Raw genomic sequence first — 15,349 nt, forward strand, 5'->3', positions numbered from 1 at the left:
CGCCGCTACGCGGCGCGCGAGCGGAGGTCCAGTGCGATGTCCAAGATAGGCGAGGAGTGCGTCAGCGCCCCAACCGAGAGGTAGTCGACGCCGGTGGCCGCGTACTCGGCTGCGGTGGCCAGGGTCAGCCCGCCGGTCGCCTCCAGCTCGGCGCGGTCGCCCACCGCCGCGACCACCTCGGTCAGCAGCGCCGGGGACATGTTGTCGCAGAGCAGGAAGTCGGCGCCGGCCTCCACCGCCTCCACCGCCTCGGCCACCGTGGTCACCTCGACCTGGATCGGCACTGCCGGGAACGCCTCCCGCACCCGCCGGTACGCCGCGGCGATGCCGCCGGCCGCCAGCTTGTGGTTGTCCTTGATCATCGCCACGTCGTACAGCCCGAGGCGCTTGTTGGCCCCGCCGCCGGCCCGGACCGCGTACTTCTCCAGCGGGCGCAGTCCCGGAGTGGTCTTTCGGGTGTCCAACACGGTCGCCTTGCTGCCGCCCAGCGCCGCCACCCAGGCCCGGGTGTGTGTCGCCACCCCGGACATCCGGCAGAGCAGGTTCAGCGCGGTCCGCTCGGCGGTGAGCAGCCCCCGGGTCGGCCCGGTCACCGTGGCCAGCACGTCTCCCACGGCGACCTCGGCACCGTCGGTGGCCACCGGCAGCACCCGTACGCCCGGGCCGGCCGCCAGCTCGAAGACGGCCGCCGCCACGGCCAGCCCGGCCACCACGCCGTCGGCCCGGGCCACTACGTCGGCGGTGTCGACCTGGTCGTCCGGGATGGTGGCCAGACTTGTCACGTCCAGCCGCTCCGGCCCCAGGTCCTCGTCCAGCGCCGCCCGGGCGATGCGTTCCACCTCCACCGGGTCGAGCCCGGCCGAGCGCAGCGCCCGCGTGGTCGAGTCCGTCAGCACAGTGCCTCCCAGTCCTGTTGCAGGTGACCCGCCGGACCGATCGACCCGACCAGGTGCCCGAGCCAATCGTCGCGTGATTCCGAGTAATCCTCGCGCCAATGGCAGCCCCGGGTCTCCTGCCGGGCGTACGCGGCGCCGACCAGCGCCGCGGCCACCGTGACCAGGTTGGTCGCCTCCCAGCTCGCGGTACGCGGCGCACCCCGGGTCGCGCCGAGGGTGCCCAGCTCGGCGGCGGTCGCCCGGAGCGAGTCGGCGGAGCGGAGCACCCCGGCACCCCGGGTCATCGCCCGGGCCAGCCGCTCCCGCACCGCCGGGTCGACCGTCGCACCCTCGCCGCCCCGCCACGCCCCGGTCGGAGCCGGTTCGGCCTGTGCCGGCAGGTCCCGGGCGATGTCCTGGGCGATCCGGCGGGCGAACACCAGCCCCTCCAGCAGCGAGTTGCTGGCCAGCCGGTTGGCGCCGTGCACGCCGGTGCAGGCGACCTCGCCGCAGGCGTACAGGCCGGGGATGGAGGTGCGGCCGTGCAGGTCGGTGCGTACCCCGCCGGAGGCGTAGTGCGCGGCCGGGGCGACCGGGATCGGCTGCTCGGCCGGGTCGATCCCGGCCGAGCGGCAGGAGGCGACGATGGTCGGGAAGCGCCTGGCCAGGAACTCCGCGCCGAGGTGCCGGGCGTCCAGGAAGACATGGTCGGCGCCGGTGGCCAGCAGTACCCGGTGGATCCCCTTGGCCACCACGTCCCGGGGGGCCAGCTCGGCCAGCTCGTGCTGGCCGACCATGAACCGCTTGCCGTCCGCGTCGACCAGGTGCGCGCCCTCGCCGCGCAGCGCCTCGGAGACCAGCGGCTGCTGGGCGGCCCGGGCCGGGACGCCGCCGCTGCCGGGTGCGGCCGGCGCCATCAGCGCGGTCGGGTGGAACTGGACGAACTCCAGGTCGGTCACGGCGGCACCGGCCCGCATCGCCAGCGCGACGCCGTCCCCGGTGGAGACCGCCGGGTTGGTGGTGGCGGCGAAGACCTGCCCCATCCCGCCGGTGGCCAGCACCACCGCCCGGGCCAGGATCGCACCGACCCCGTCCTCGCTGCCCTCGCCGAGCACGTGCAGGGTGATCCCGCAGGCCCGGCCGGGACCGGCCCAGCCGCCGTCCGGGGCCCGGAGCAGGTCGAGGACGAGGGCGTGCTCCACCAGCCGGATCCAGGGATCCCGGCCGACCGCAGCGTGCAGCGCCCGCTGCACCTCGGCCCCGGTCGCGTCGCCGCCGGCGTGCACGATCCGGTCCGCCCGGTGCCCGCCCTCCCGGGTCAGCATCAGCGAGCCGTCCGGGTTGCGGTCGAACTCGGCACCGGCCCGGATCAGCTCCCGCAGCCGGGTCGGCCCCTCCTCCACCAGTACCCGGACCGCCGCCGGGTCGCAGAGCCCGACCCCGGCCAGCTCGGTGTCGGAGGCGTGCGCGGCCGGGGTGTCCAGCGGATCGAGTACGGCCGCGATGCCGCCCTGCGCCCACCGGGTGGAGCCGTCGTCGATGTTGACCTTGGTCACCACGGTCACGTGCAGTCCCGCCTCGCGCAGGTGCAGTGCGGCGGTGAGCCCGGCGATGCCCGACCCGATCACGATCACGTCGGTCGTCTCCACCCAGCCGGGTGCCGGCGCGGCCAGCAGCCGGGGTACCACCGGCAGGTCGACGGTCGGAAACTGCATCACTCCAGTCAACCGCGTACCGGCGGGGTCGGGTGGCCCGGGGCCGGGAGAAGTGGCCTACGACGCTCCCCGATCCGGACGTACGGGCCGTCCGCTCCAGAGCGGGCGGACGGCCGGCCGAGACGGCGCACCCCGATCGACCGGGGTGCCCGGCCGTGACGGTGCAGGTCAGGCGGGTTGATCGACCGGGATCAGCCGGTCCGGATCGGCAGGCCGGCCGCGCCGGCGCCCTTCAGCGAGCGGGTGAACTTGCCGTCCGAGACCCACAGGTAGCACCGGACCCCCCGGTTGCCCGCCGTCCAGTCGTCCCGCCCGCCGGGCAGCGTCACGACGCCGGTACGGAACCGGATCGTGCTCTGCGACACCCCGACGAACCGGGCGGCGACGGTGTAGCAGCCGTCGTAGAAGGGCTGCCAGTCGCGGTCCGCCGTCGGGTACTTCAAGGTCGCCGGTGCCCGCCACACCCCGGTGAACTCGCTGTTGTGCCGGGCCGAGCACTCCACCGGGGGCATCCGGTCGATCGTCTCGGTCCGGGTCAGGGTGGTGGCGTAGCAGCCCAGCCGCAGCGGCCCGGCCTGGCGCAGCGCGCCCTTCAGGCTCGCCGTCCGGCCGACCGCGTCGCCGTCCTCCTCGACGTTGGACAGTTCGGTCATGTCGCAGCGGAACCACCGGGCCCCGGCCGCCCAGCCCTTCGGCGAGGGCACCGCCACCCCGAGCCAGAGCCGGCCGGTACGCCAGTCGGCGCCGAGGAAGGCGCGCGCCCGGCTGTCGCACTCGGCGTACGCGGTGGTGAACTGGGGCGAGCCCGGTGCCGGCGGCTTCTCCGCCTCGCCCGCCGCCCCGGCGAACGTGCCCACGTGCACGGTCTCCAGCCGATGGTTGGTGGTGCAGTCCACCGGCACGTACGACGATAGGTAGACCGTCTCGGAGAAGTCCGCCGAATGGCAGGTCTCGGCCGCCGGGGTGAAGACGGTCGGCTCGCCGACCGGAGCCCAGGCGTTGGTGAGGTCGCCGTCCGTGCCGCCCGGAGGCGCGCAGCCGGCGACGCCGAGCAGCACTGCCCCGGCCAGCGCCAGGGCGCTCGTCCAACGGCGCATCGCGTCCTCCCCAGGGCGACCAACGGTCCGGATGGCTGCACCCTACGTTAACCGGCGGGGTCATCCGGACGGCGAGATCATCCGTCCGGCGGGTCGCGCCGGGGAGGCCGAGGAAGACGGCTCGGCGACCGGCCGCCAGCCGGATCAGCCGGTGGCGACGAGGTCGCCCCGGACCGGGTCGCCGACCATCCCGGGTACCGCGCCCGCCGGGTCGGCGCCCAGGTCGAGGATCCGGTTCTCCGCGTCGACGTGCACGATCCGCGGCTGGTACGCCCGCGCCTCGGCATCGTCCATCTGGCCGTACGAGATCAGGATGACCAGGTCGCCGGGGTGCACCAGGTGCGCGGCGGCGCCGTTGATGCCGATCACACCGCTGCCGCGCTCACCGGCGATCACGTACGTCTCCAGCCGCGCCCCGTTCGTCACGTCCACGATCGCGACCTGCTCGCCGGGAAGCAGGTCGGCGGCGTCCAGCAGATCGGCGTCGACGGTCACCGAACCGACGTAGTGCAGGTCCGCCTGGGTCACCGTGGCCCGGTGGATCTTCGACTTGAGCATGGTGCGGAACATCGATCATGTCCTCCGTGGTGCGGGGTTTCGCGGGCGGTCGACGGGCGGTCGACGGTTCAGCCGCCCGGTGCGGAAACCGGAGCCAGGTCGACCGGCATGTTGTCGATCAGTCGGGTGGAGCCGACCCAGGCGGCCACCAGCATCCGGGCCGGCCCGGTGGCCGGTGCCGGGCCCAGGTCGGGGGCGGTCAGCACCAGGTAGTCCAGCTTGGCGCCGGTCGTACCCTCGCCGAAGGCGCGGTAGGCGGCGGCGAGCGCACCGTCGGCACCCCGGCCGGCCCCGGCGGCGTCGCTGCCGGCCCGCAGTGCCGCCGAGAGCCGCAGCGCCGAGATCCGCTCCTCGGCGGAGAGGTAGCGGTTGCGGCTGGAGAGCGCCAGCCCGTCCGGCTCGCGTACGGTCGGCACGCCGACGATCTCCACGTCCAGCTCCAGGTCGCGGACCATCCGGCGGACCAGGGTGAGCTGCTGGTAGTCCTTCTCCCCGAAGAACGCGACGTCCGGCCGGAGCAGGTTGAGCAGCTTCGCCACCACGGTCAGTACCCCGGTGAAGAAGCCGGGGCGGCTGGCGCCCTCCAGCTCTTCGCCGAGGCTGCCCGGGTCGACCCTGACCATCGGCTCGCCGTCCGGATACAACTCCTCCCGGGACGGGGCGAAGACGTACCGGACCCCGGCCGCCCGGCAGAGCGCCACATCGGCGTCGAAGGTCCGGGGGTACCGGTCGAAGTCCTCGTTCGGGCCGAACTGGAGCGGGTTCACGAAGATCGTCGCCAGTACGGTGTCCGCTCGCTCCCGGGCCGCCCGCAGCAGCGCCTCGTGCCCGGAGTGCAGGGCGCCCATGGTCATCACCACCGCCAGCTTTCCGGGCAGCGGCCCCAGGGTGGCCGCCAGCTCCGCCCGAGTACGCAACACCGTGGTCATCTCGGCCCACTCCCCCCGGTCACGGCGGTCACCTTCCGGTCCCGGTCGGCCAGCACCCCGAGCAGGAACTCGGCGTCGGCCGGACGGAGCCGACCGGCCGCGATCGCCCGATCGGCGGTGCGGCGGGCCAGCGCGAGGTAGCCGGGCACCGACTCCGGGGCGGTGGCGGTCAACCGGTCCAGGTGCCGGGCGATCGTACCGGCGTCGCCCCGGGACACCGGCCCGGTCAGCGCCGCGTCGGCGAGCCGCAGCGAGTTGTCCAGGGCGGCCCGGAGCAGCGGACCGAGCACCTTCTCCGGCTGGGCCACCCCGGCGGCGCGGAGCAGGTCCGCCGCCTCGTTGACCAGCGTGACGAGATGGTTCGCGCCGTGCGCGAGAGCGGCGTGGTAGAGCGGGCGGTCCGGTTCGGCCACCCACTCGGGTACCCCGCCGAGGTCGGCGACGAGCCGGACGGCGAACGGACGCAGCGACTCCGGGACGGTCACCCCGTACGAGATGCCGGCCAGCCGGTGCAGGTCCTCGGCGGTACCGGTGAAGGTCATCGCCGGGTGCAGGGCCAGCGGGTACGCCCCGACCGCGACGGCCGGGGCGAGCACGTCGAGCCCGTGCGCGCCGGAGGTGTGCGCCACCACCTGACCCGGCAGGAGCGCACCGGTCGACGCCAGCCCGGCGACCACCGGGGCCAGCGCGTCGTCCGGTACGGCGACCAGCAGCAGGTCGGCGGCGGCCCGGGCCACCTCGTCGGCGGGGCGTACGGCGGTCCCCGGCAGCAGCCGGTCGATCCGGTCCCGGGCGGCGGTCGAGACCCCGGCGGCGGCGACCACCCGGTGCCCGGCGCGGCCCAGCGCGGCACCGAGCACGGCACCGACCCGACCGGCACCGATCAGGCCGACGGTGAGCTGGCGGGGGAACGAAGGATGCGGCTGGCCCTGGCCGGCGCGGTCACGGCTCGGGGCGGCGGCCGTCGGCCGGGCCGACCCGCCGGAGGCGGCGGTACGCGGGCGCGCGGAAGCGCTCATAGCGGTGATCCAGTCCTCGATAAGTGGTACCGGTCGATCGCAAGTATGCGCCGTCCGGCCAGCTCGGGACCAAGGGGTTGTGAAAACCTTCACCGCTCGCCGGGTCCCGCTCCGTCGGGCGGCGACGCCCTCCACCAGGGGCGCCACCGCCACTCGACGGGTGGATCAGGATCAATGCCGGCGGTGGCCTTCGGTGGCGGGTCGGCGCCGCATAACCTGGGCCGGTGCCGATCGGATGGCGAGCCGCGATGACCACCGCGCTCTACGGTGACCACGGGTTCTTCGTCAGCGGCGCCGGGCCGGCCGCGCACTTCCGGACCAGCGCGCATGCCGTACCGGTGCTCGGCGGCGCCCTGCTGCGGCTGCTGGACCGGCTCGACGCCGCGCTGGGCCGGCCGGACCCGCTGCACGTGGTCGACGTCGGCGCCGGCCGGGGTGAACTGCTCGGCACGCTGGCCCGGCTCGCCCCGCCGGAACTCGCCGCCCGGCTCCGGCTGACCGCGGTCGAGCTGGCCGCTCGCCCGGACTCGGTGCCGGAGACGATCGGTTGGCGCTCGGACCTGCCGGAGCGGGTCGTCGGGCTGCTGCTCGCGACCGAGTGGCTGGACAACGTACCGCTGGACGTCGCGGAACCCGGCCCGGCCGGCTGGCGACGGGTTCTCGTCGACCCCGGCACCGGTGCGGAGTCGCGCGGCGGCCCGCTCGACGCGGCCGAGACCGAGTGGCTGGCCCGCTGGTGGCCGACCCCGCCAGACGGGCCGTTGCCGGGCCGGGTCGAGCTGGAACTGCCGTTGCCGGGCCGGGTCGAGATCGGGCTGCCCCGGGACGTCGCCTGGGCCGAGGCGGTCGGCAGCCTGCACCGGGGGCTGGCCCTCGCCATCGACTACGGACACCTGCGGGACACCCGCCCGCCGCACGGCACGCTCACCGGGTTCCGGAGCGGCCGGCAGGTGGATCCGGTACCGGACGGGAGCTGTGACCTGACCGCGCACGTCGCGATGGACGCGGTGGCGGCAGCCGGTACGGCACGGGCCGGCCGGCCGTACACCCTGGTCGAGCAGCACACGGCACTGCGCGCGCTCGGGGCCGACGGGCGGCGACCCGCGCTGGCGCTGGCCTCGGCGGACCCGGCCGGCTACGTCCGGGCGCTCGCCCGCGCCTCCACAGCGGCCGAACTGACCGATCCGGGCGGCCTCGGTGGCCACTGGTGGCTGCTCCAACCGGTCGACGTCGATCCGGGCCCGTCCAGGTGGCTCTACCCAGAACCCGCTGGACCGGCACCCGGACGAGCCGCGAAATGACCCCGTGGTCGCCGGCCCGTCGTACCGGACGGCCAGCCGGTCACGGGACCGCGGTCGACTCGGCCGGCGATGCGGCCGGGCGGATCGTGGCACGATGGCGGGCATGACTGCCGACACCGGCGCGCTGCGGGAGCTGACCGTTGGCACCGGGGCGGGCCTCGACACCGCCGACATGGTGCTGAACATCGGGCCACAGCATCCGTCGACCCACGGCGTACTCCGGCTCAAACTGGTGCTCGACGGCGAGCGGGTGATCTCCTGCGAGCCGATCGTCGGCTACATGCACCGGGGTGCGGAGAAACTCTTCGAGGTACGCGACTACCGGCAGATCATCGTGCTCGCCAACCGGCACGACTGGCTGTCGGCGTTCTCCAACGAACTCGGCGTGGTGCTCGCTGTCGAGCGGATGATGGGGATCGAGGTGCCGGAGCGGGCCGTCTGGCTGCGTACCGCCCTGGCCGAGCTGAACCGGGTGCTCAACCACCTGATGTTCCTCGGCTCCTATCCGCTGGAGATCGGCGCCATCACCCCGATGTTCTACGCGTTCCGGGAACGCGAGACCCTCCAGGCGGTGCTGGAGGAGGTCTCCGGCGGCCGGATGCACTACATGTTCAACCGGGTCGGCGGGCTCAAGGAGGAGGTGCCGGCCGGCTGGACCCGGCGGGCCCGGGCGGCGATCGGCGAGGTGCGCCGCCGCCTGCCGGACCTGGACAACCTGATCCGGCGCAACGACATCTTCCTGGCCCGTACCGTCGGGGTCGGGGTGCTCTCCGCCGCCGATGCGGCCGCGTACGGCGCCTCCGGCCCGGTCGCCCGGGCCTCCGGGCTCGACCTCGACCTGCGCCGCGACGAGCCCTACCTGGCGTACGGGTCGCTGGAGGTGCCGGTGGTCACCCGGAGCGCCGGTGACTGCCACTCCCGGTTCGAGGTCCTGCTCGACCAGGCGTACGTCTCACTCGACCTCGCGGAACGCTGCCTGGACCAGGTCGACCGGATCAGCGGTCCGGTGAACGTGCGGCTGCCCAAGGTGGTGAAGGCGCCGGAGGGGCACACCTACGCCTGGACCGAGAACCCGCTCGGGATCAACGGCTACTACCTGGTGTCCCGGGGCGACAAGACCCCGTGGCGGATGAAGCTGCGCACCGCCTCGTACGCCAACGTGCAGGCCCTGGCCACGCTGCTCCCCGGCTGCCTGGTGCCGGACCTGATCGCGATCCTGGGCTCGATGTTCTTCGTCGTCGGGGACATCGACAAATAGCGCCGCCGGGTGCCTGCCGACGAGTAGCCGCCGACGACCGACCACGGACGGGTGGCGGGGACGGGTGGCGGGGACGGGTAGGCCCGGACCGGTCGCGCCGGGATGGTGGTCAGCGCCAGTCGCCGTCGGCGGGGTAGCCGCCGTACTCCGACCGCCGGGTGCCGCCGGCTCGGGGCGACTCGTCGAGCGGCGGGTAGCCGTACTCCTCGTCCTCCCGGTGCCGCCGCCCTCGTCGGGCCGGCTCCGGCTCGGGCTCCTGTCGGGGCGGACCCCAGACAGCGGCCGGGTCCACACCTCCGGCGGGCAGCGCCGGAGCACCGCCGGACGGCTCCCAGCCCCGGCCGTCGCCCAGGTCGCCGGCACCGCCGCGGCGGGCACCGTCGCCGCCGGACCAACCGCCGGAGCCGTGCTGACCGCCGGACCGCCGGTCGTCGCTGCGGGGCTCCGACCACTGGCGACCGGCCCGCCGGCTCTCGTCCGGCCTCGGCTCCTCCCGGCGCATCTCCGCCCAGCGGTCCTCGACCCGGAGCTCCGTACCCGACTCGTCGGTCCGCATCGACGCCCGCCGCTCGCCCATCCGGACCTCCCGGCCCCGGTCGTCGCTGCGTACCGAGGCCCAGCGGTCACCGGCCCGCAGTTCCGCCCAGTACGAGTCGTCGGCCGGGTCGCCGGTCTCCGGCTCCGGCTCCGGCTCGGCCGGGCGGCCGCGCCAGCCGCCGCCGGGTCGCGCGTCCCGCCCCTCGTCGGCGGGCTCGGCGGACCGCCGACCCCGCGCCGCCTGCGGGTCGGCCAGGTCCTCGTCGCGCCCGTCCCGCTCGCGGCCGCCGCCACCGTAGCCGCCACCGCCGTACGTACCGCCGCCGTACGTACCGCCGCCGTGACCCCCGCCCTGGTCGCCGGCTCCGTAGCTGCCGCGCTCACCACCGCCGTAGCCGGCACGGTCGTCGCCGCGGCCGTAACCAGCACGGTCGTCGCCGTGGCCGTAACCAGCCAGGTCGTCGCCGCCGTGACCGGCCCCGCCGTCACCGCCGGGGCCATGGCGCTCCCCGCCGTAGCCGCGTGCGCCACGCTCGTCACCGCCGCCGTAGCCGCCACCGGACCGGCGCTCGTCAGGGCTCCGGCCCGGACCGCCGGCCCGCTCCTCGGCACCGCCGTACGTACCCCCGCCGTACGTACCCCCGCCGTACGTACCGCCGCCGTATGTACCGCCGCCGCCGTAGCCGCCGGCCTGGCCACCGCCGCCGTAGACCCCGTTTCCGTAGCCGCCCGAATGGGCGCCGCCGTAGACGCCGCCGCCATACGTCCCGGCGCCGTAACCGGCCCCGTGCTCGTCGTCCTCGTGACCGCCGACGATGGTCTGCCGGGTGGTCACCTGCACGGTCTCCGTGTGCCGGACGATGCCCCGGCCGAGCGGCGGCCCGGACACGCCTCCGGGACTGCCCGGCATTCCCGCTGGGCCGCCCCGATGCGGCCGGGCGCCCTGTGCCCACGAGTGGCCGTACTGCCCGGGCTCACCCGCTGTGCCGTCGTCCCGGCCGTACCGTCCCCGGCCCGGCCCGGCCCGGCCGCCGTCGGAATGGCCGCTCGCCCGGTAGCTGCCGCCCTGGTGGGCACCGCCGGGCCGGCCGGGGAATTCGCCGGTGTCGCCCTGGTCCGCAGCGTGCGACGGAGCCGCAGCGTGCGACGGAGCCGCAGCGTGCGACGGAGCCGCAGCGTGTGATGGAGCCGCGGCGTGCGACGGAGCCGCGCCCCCAACCGCCCGGCCTGGCCCGTCCGGGCGGGAGCCGAAGCCGTCCCGAACCGGTCCGCCCGGCGCCCAGCCCGCCGGGGCCGGCTCGTCCGGCATCCGCGCGGCCCGGCCCGGATCCGTGGGTGGTGCCCAGCCGCTCTGGCCCGGCTCGGCCGACGTCCGTCCGGCGGGCACGCCGGCGGCACCGGCCGCACCGCCGACCATCGCCGCGGCACCGACCGGACCAGTCGCGGCGGCCGTCGCGGCGGGAGCGGAGGTGGCCGGCGCCGCCCCGCCGGCCCGGACGGCGTCGAGCTGGCCACGCAGCGCCTCGACGTCGCCCCGTACGACCTCCAGCTTCTCGCCGAACGCCTTGTGAGTGGCCCGGGCGGCAGTGGCGATGTCGTTGCGCAGCTCGCCCCGAAGGTCGTCGAGTTCCTCGATGAGGGTCTCCTCCAGGTCCAGCCGGACACCCTCCGAGTCGCCACGCAACGTGATCGACAGTCCGATGAGTACGACCGCCAGCACGGCGAGCACCGCCGCGATCCGCAGCGGCCCGTTGCCCTGTCCGACCAGGAGTAACAGGGCGGCCAGCGGAGCCAGCCCCACCCCGACCCAGAAGAGGACGGTCAGCAGCGGCCTACGGCGGGTTCCCTCGGGGGCCTCGCGGGCTGACATGGCAGTCGAGCCTACCCACACTTACCGGGGACCGAAATGGCGGCGGCCGGCAAAGCGGGGGCCGGCCGACGCCACGTACGGTGACATCGACCGGCCCTCGGTCAGCTCCGCTCCTCGCCCGGGAGGTTCACCCCCGCGCCGACGGTCAGCTCGTGGCCAGCGCGCCGTCCGACGAGAAGACCAGCCCGACGCTGATCGTGCCGGTGGTCAGCGCCGACTTGGTCTGCGGGCCACCGGCGTCGAGCGAGTCGAACCGGCCCGCGTTGAAGTTGTAGACCTGCACCAGCCCGGCCTGGCACTTCGGCCGCTGGGGGCACTCCGGCGGTCCACCGAGTACGGTCGCCGAGCCGGAGCACTTCGCCGCCAGCTCGCTGAGCGTCCGCACGCCGTACTTGTCGGCGAACTCCCGGGTGACCGCGAACGCGTTCTGGTCCTGGGCGGCCGACGGCTTGCCGAAGGTGATGCCGACCTTCTCACCGGCCGCCTTCAGCCCGGTCACCGTCTGGTTGAGATCCGGCGAGGAGATCGGCGGCGGGGTGGCCCCGCCCTTCGCGTTCACCTTGTTGTTCAGGAAGTCCGCCATCGTCGCGGCGTACTCCGGGACGACCTGGATGTCGCCCTTCTCCAGCGCCGGCTCGTAGAGCTCGCGGTTGCCGATCTGCTGGACCTTGACCTGGTAGCCGGCGGCCGTGAGGGCGATCCGGTACAGCTCGCCCAGGGTCTGGTTCTCGCTGAAGTTGGCCGCGCCGACCGTGATGTTGCCGGTGCCGCCGGTCGGGATGCCCGCGGTGAGGTTGTTGGCCGAGGCGAACTCCTCGGCGGCCACCTTCGGGGTCTTGCGCTCGACGTCGACCGCCTTGTTCAGGGCGATCAGCTTGCTGGTGTCGAGGCTGTCCGAGACCTTGTCCAGGGCCGCGACCAACTGCGGCTGGGCCGCCTTGCTGTTGATTGCCGGGATGATGTTGTCGGTGTTCTGGAGCTTCTTGTCGTCGTCGAGCACGACCAGGCTCGACCCCGCCACCGGTGCGCAACCGGCGCCCTGCGCCCCGGTGGCCGGGGCCTGGGTGCCGGAGGAACCGGCCCCACCGCAGCCGGCGAGAAAGCCGGCCGCGACGACGGCACCGGCGGCGCCGACTGCCAGACGTGAACGTGTACGCATGAAAACGCCCGCCTCCTGTGTCCCGGCGCGGCCCGGGTGGGCCGGCCGCGTGTCCGACGGGCGACGTGTCAGGACGGTCGCCCGCGACCTCTCACGAAACATCCTCTCGTCAGGTACGACAATCCGCGGCGCGCTTCGTCACCGGATCGTCACGCAAAGGGGCACGATTCGCACAGAGGTGACCACTCTATGTGATAGTCACGCGTGCTGGGCGGGCCGAGCGGGTCCCGCCGGGGCTGCGGAAGGTGATCAGACCCACACCGGCCGAGCGGTCAGGAGCCGGTGATCGCCGCCGCCGCCCGCTGGTCGGCCCGCCGGATGATCCGGCGTCGGGCGCGGCGCAGTGGCCGGGGCGTGACCAGCCGTTCCACCAGCGCGAAGACCAGCTCGACCAGCAGCGCGAGCAGGGCGACGAGCAGCCCGCCGGCCAGGATCTGACCCCCGCCGACCGAGATGCCCAGCCCGAACCCGGCGCTGATGATCTGGCCCAGCCCGCCCCCGTTGACGAACGAGGCGAGCGCGGCGGTCGCCACCACCTGCACCGCGGCGGTCCGGAACCCGGCCGCGAGGTAGGGCACCGCGAGCGGCAACTCCACCCGGCGCAGCAACTGCCCGCCGGAGAGCCCCATCCCGCGCGCGGCATCCCGCACCTCCGGATCGACCTGCCGGATCCCGGTGTACGCGTTCGCCAGCAGCGGTGGCACCGCGAAGACCGCCAACGCGATGATCACCGGCCGCTTACCGAAGCCGAGGGTCAGCGGCAGGATGGTCAGCAGCGCGATGGTCGGGATGGCCAGCGTGACGTTGGAGACCAGCACCACGATGCCGCCGCCCCGCCCGGTGTGGCCCAGCCAGAGCCCGAGCGGCCAGGCGACCAGGCAGCCGAGCGCGACGGCGGCGGCGGAGATGCCCAGGTGCTCGACCAGCCGGTCGAGCACACCACCGGGGTTGGTCCAGTTCAGCGGGTCGTTGAGCCAGACGACGGCCTGCTCGATCGGGTTCATCCCTGCCCACCTCCGGTCCGCGACCGCGGGGCTCGCAACACCGGCTCACTCCGCGCGCTCACCCCTGCCCACCTCCGGTCCGCGACCGCGGGGCTCGCAACACCGGCTCACTCCGCGCGCTCACCCCTGCCCACCTCCGGTTCGCGACTGCGGGGCTCGCAACACCGGCTCACTCCTCGCGCTCACCCAGCGGCTCCCCGACGCCGTACCCACGGGGTGAGCAGCCGACCGAGGCCGGCGAGGACCAGGTCCAGCACCAGGGCCAGGAGTACGCAGAGCAGCGTCCCGGTCATGATCTCGGCCTTGAAGAAGTTGTTCCGGAACCCGCCGAGGATGAGCTGCCCGAGCCCGCCGTGCCCGACCAGTACCCCGACGGTGACCAGGGCCACCGTGGAGACGGTCGCCAGGCGCAGGCCGGTGAAGATGCCCGGCAACGCCAGCGGAAGATCGATCCGGAGCAGTCGGGCAAACCGGCCGTACCCCATGCCCTGGGCCGCGTCCCGGACCTCCGCCGGCACCTGGTTGAGGCCGGCGAGCGCGTTCCGGATGATCAGCAGCAGGGCGTAGAGGACCAGCCCGAGCAGCACCGTCGCCGTCCCCGTCCCGAGGTACGGTGCGACGAAGGCGAAGAGCGCCAGCGACGGGATCGTGTACAGCACACCGGAGAGTGCGAGAATCGGCCCGGTGAGCGGCCGGAACCAGTACGCCAGCACGGCGAGCGGGATCGCCACCAGGGCGGCGATCAGCACGGCCTGGGCGGTGAGGGAGGCGTGCTCCCGCAGTGCGGCGAGGATGGTCTCCGAATTGCCCTGCACATAGTCCCAGGAGAACCACGGATTACCCGGGTCAGCCCGGTCGATCACCCGGAAGGACATACGTGGACGTTACCCCGGAGGCCGGCTCCGCCGGGCACGCCGGCACCACGGGTGCCGCCGCGATAACCCTCGACCAGGTACGCAAGCAGTATCCCGACGGCACGGTGGCGGTCGGCGAGCTGAGTCTGGAGGTCAAGGCCGGCGAGCTGGTCGTACTGATCGGGCCGTCCGGCTGCGGCAAGTCGACCGTGCTCCGCATGATCAACCGGCTGATCGAGCCGACCTCTGGGCGGATCCTGCTCGGCGACGAGGACGTCACCCGGGCCGATCCGGTGCGGCTGCGGCGGCGGATCGGCTACGTGATCCAGAACGTCGGGCTCTTCCCGCACCAGACCATCACCACGAATGTCGGCACCGTGCCGAGACTGCTCGGCTGGCCGAAGGCCCGGATCGCGCAACGCGCCACGGAGCTGCTGGACCTGGTCGGTCTCGACCCGGCCACCTTCGGCCCGCGCTATCCGCACGAGCTCTCCGGTGGCCAGCGGCAGCGGGTCGGGGTGGCCCGGGCCCTGGCCGCCGATCCGGTGGTGCTGCTGATGGACGAGCCGTTCTCCGCCGTCGACCCGATCGCGCGGGCCCGGCTCCAGGAGGAGTTCCTGCGGCTCCAGGCGGAGGTACGCAAGACGATCGTGCTGGTCACCCACGACCTGGACGAGGCGGTCCGGCTCGGTGACCGGATCGTGGTGCTCTCCCAGGGCGGCAGGCTGGAGCAGTACGCCAACCCGGCGACCCTGCTCGGCGAGCCGGCCTCGGCGTTCGTCCGGGAGTTCGTCGGGACCGACCGGGCGATCCGGCGGCTCGCGGTCACCCCGGTCACCCGGGACCTGCTCCGTCCGCTGCCGGCCGACCCGGCCACCATCGGCGGGCTGCCGGCCGTGCCGCTCGGGTCGTCGCTCTACGACGCGCTGGCGGTGCTGCTGCGGACCAACTCGGACGACGCCCGGGTGACCGGCGAGGGTGGCGAGCCGGTCGGAACGGTAAGCCGGCACCAGATCCTCAGCATCGACTACCCGGCCGACCCGGTCGGCGGATAGCCGCTCTCCGGCGCCCCGCCCGGGCGGGCCGGCCCCGTCCATCTCCGGACGCGGCGGGCAGGCCGACGTCGCCCGTCCAGGACATCCCCCGGTCGACCGGCGCGAACACCACCGGCAC

General features: G+C 74.4%; 13 protein-coding genes. 3 read left to right on the forward strand and 10 right to left on the reverse strand.

Annotation, left to right across the window (positions count from 1 at the left end; translation table 11 throughout):
* Positions 1–5: 5 nt before the first annotated feature.
* The 6 genes from nadC to AAH979_RS16910 form a co-directional block, all read right to left on the reverse strand.
* Positions 6–893 (reverse strand): carboxylating nicotinate-nucleotide diphosphorylase, encoded by an 888-nt coding sequence (gene nadC, locus AAH979_RS16885; protein ID WP_346259163.1) that lies wholly within the window; start codon positions 891–893, stop codon positions 6–8.
* Entirely contained in the window at positions 890–2,590 is a 1,701-nt protein-coding gene (locus tag AAH979_RS16890) for an L-aspartate oxidase (protein WP_346259059.1), read from the reverse strand. Before AAH979_RS16890 ends, nadC begins: the two co-directional genes overlap by 4 nt.
* A 191-nt stretch (positions 2,591–2,781) precedes the next feature.
* A complete protein-coding gene (locus AAH979_RS16895; protein WP_346259060.1) occupies positions 2,782–3,687 on the reverse strand; it encodes a septum formation family protein in 906 nt (301 codons plus the stop codon).
* A 144-nt stretch (positions 3,688–3,831) separates the two neighbouring features.
* On the reverse strand, positions 3,832–4,257 hold the full coding sequence (gene panD, locus AAH979_RS16900) for an aspartate 1-decarboxylase (RefSeq protein WP_346259061.1): 426 nt from the start codon (positions 4,255–4,257) through the stop codon (positions 3,832–3,834).
* 56 nt (positions 4,258–4,313) lie between these two features.
* Positions 4,314–5,174, reverse strand: coding sequence for a pantoate--beta-alanine ligase (gene panC / locus AAH979_RS16905; protein WP_346259062.1), 861 nt, complete (start codon positions 5,172–5,174; stop codon positions 4,314–4,316).
* Entirely contained in the window at positions 5,171–6,193 is a 1,023-nt protein-coding gene (locus tag AAH979_RS16910; RefSeq protein ID WP_346259063.1) for a DUF2520 domain-containing protein, read from the reverse strand. The genes panC and AAH979_RS16910 overlap by 4 nt, the downstream gene beginning before the upstream one ends.
* A gap of 224 nt (positions 6,194–6,417) precedes the next feature.
* Here AAH979_RS16910 and AAH979_RS16915 point away from each other — a divergent pair, with 224 nt between their 5' ends.
* Together AAH979_RS16915 and AAH979_RS16920 are read left to right on the forward strand one after the other, a co-directional pair.
* The gene (locus AAH979_RS16915) at positions 6,418–7,494 is read left to right on the forward strand and encodes an SAM-dependent methyltransferase (protein WP_346259064.1); all 1,077 of its coding nucleotides are present in this window, start codon (positions 6,418–6,420) and stop codon (positions 7,492–7,494) included.
* Positions 7,495–7,588: 94 nt separating this feature from the next.
* A complete protein-coding gene (locus tag AAH979_RS16920) occupies positions 7,589–8,752 on the forward strand; it encodes an NADH-quinone oxidoreductase subunit D (RefSeq protein WP_346259065.1) in 1,164 nt (387 codons plus the stop codon).
* 109 nt (positions 8,753–8,861) lie between these two features.
* Here AAH979_RS16920 and AAH979_RS16925 read toward each other — a convergent pair whose 3' ends face one another.
* From AAH979_RS16925 to AAH979_RS16940, 4 genes are all read right to left on the reverse strand, one after another.
* A complete protein-coding gene (locus tag AAH979_RS16925; RefSeq protein WP_346259067.1) occupies positions 8,862–11,159 on the reverse strand; it encodes a hypothetical protein in 2,298 nt (765 codons plus the stop codon).
* A gap of 145 nt (positions 11,160–11,304) precedes the next feature.
* Positions 11,305–12,318, reverse strand: coding sequence for a glycine betaine ABC transporter substrate-binding protein (locus AAH979_RS16930; protein ID WP_346259068.1), 1,014 nt, complete (start codon positions 12,316–12,318; stop codon positions 11,305–11,307).
* A 272-nt stretch (positions 12,319–12,590) separates the two neighbouring features.
* Positions 12,591–13,322, reverse strand: coding sequence for an ABC transporter permease (locus tag AAH979_RS16935; RefSeq protein ID WP_346259069.1), 732 nt, complete (start codon positions 13,320–13,322; stop codon positions 12,591–12,593).
* A 182-nt stretch (positions 13,323–13,504) separates the two neighbouring features.
* Positions 13,505–14,197 carry an ABC transporter permease subunit gene (locus AAH979_RS16940; protein WP_346259070.1) on the reverse strand — a complete coding sequence of 231 codons (693 nt, stop codon included), beginning with the start codon at positions 14,195–14,197 and terminating at the stop codon, positions 13,505–13,507.
* Positions 14,198–14,199: 2 nt separating this feature from the next.
* Between AAH979_RS16940 and AAH979_RS16945 the strand changes: the two genes are divergently transcribed.
* Positions 14,200–15,231 carry an ABC transporter ATP-binding protein gene (locus AAH979_RS16945; RefSeq protein WP_346259071.1) on the forward strand — a complete coding sequence of 344 codons (1,032 nt, stop codon included), beginning with the start codon at positions 14,200–14,202 and terminating at the stop codon, positions 15,229–15,231.
* The last annotated feature ends 118 nt before the right edge of the window (positions 15,232–15,349 follow it).

It is taken from the genome of Plantactinospora sp. ZYX-F-223 (assembly GCF_039649625.1).
Lineage (GTDB): Bacteria > Actinomycetota > Actinomycetes > Mycobacteriales > Micromonosporaceae > Plantactinospora.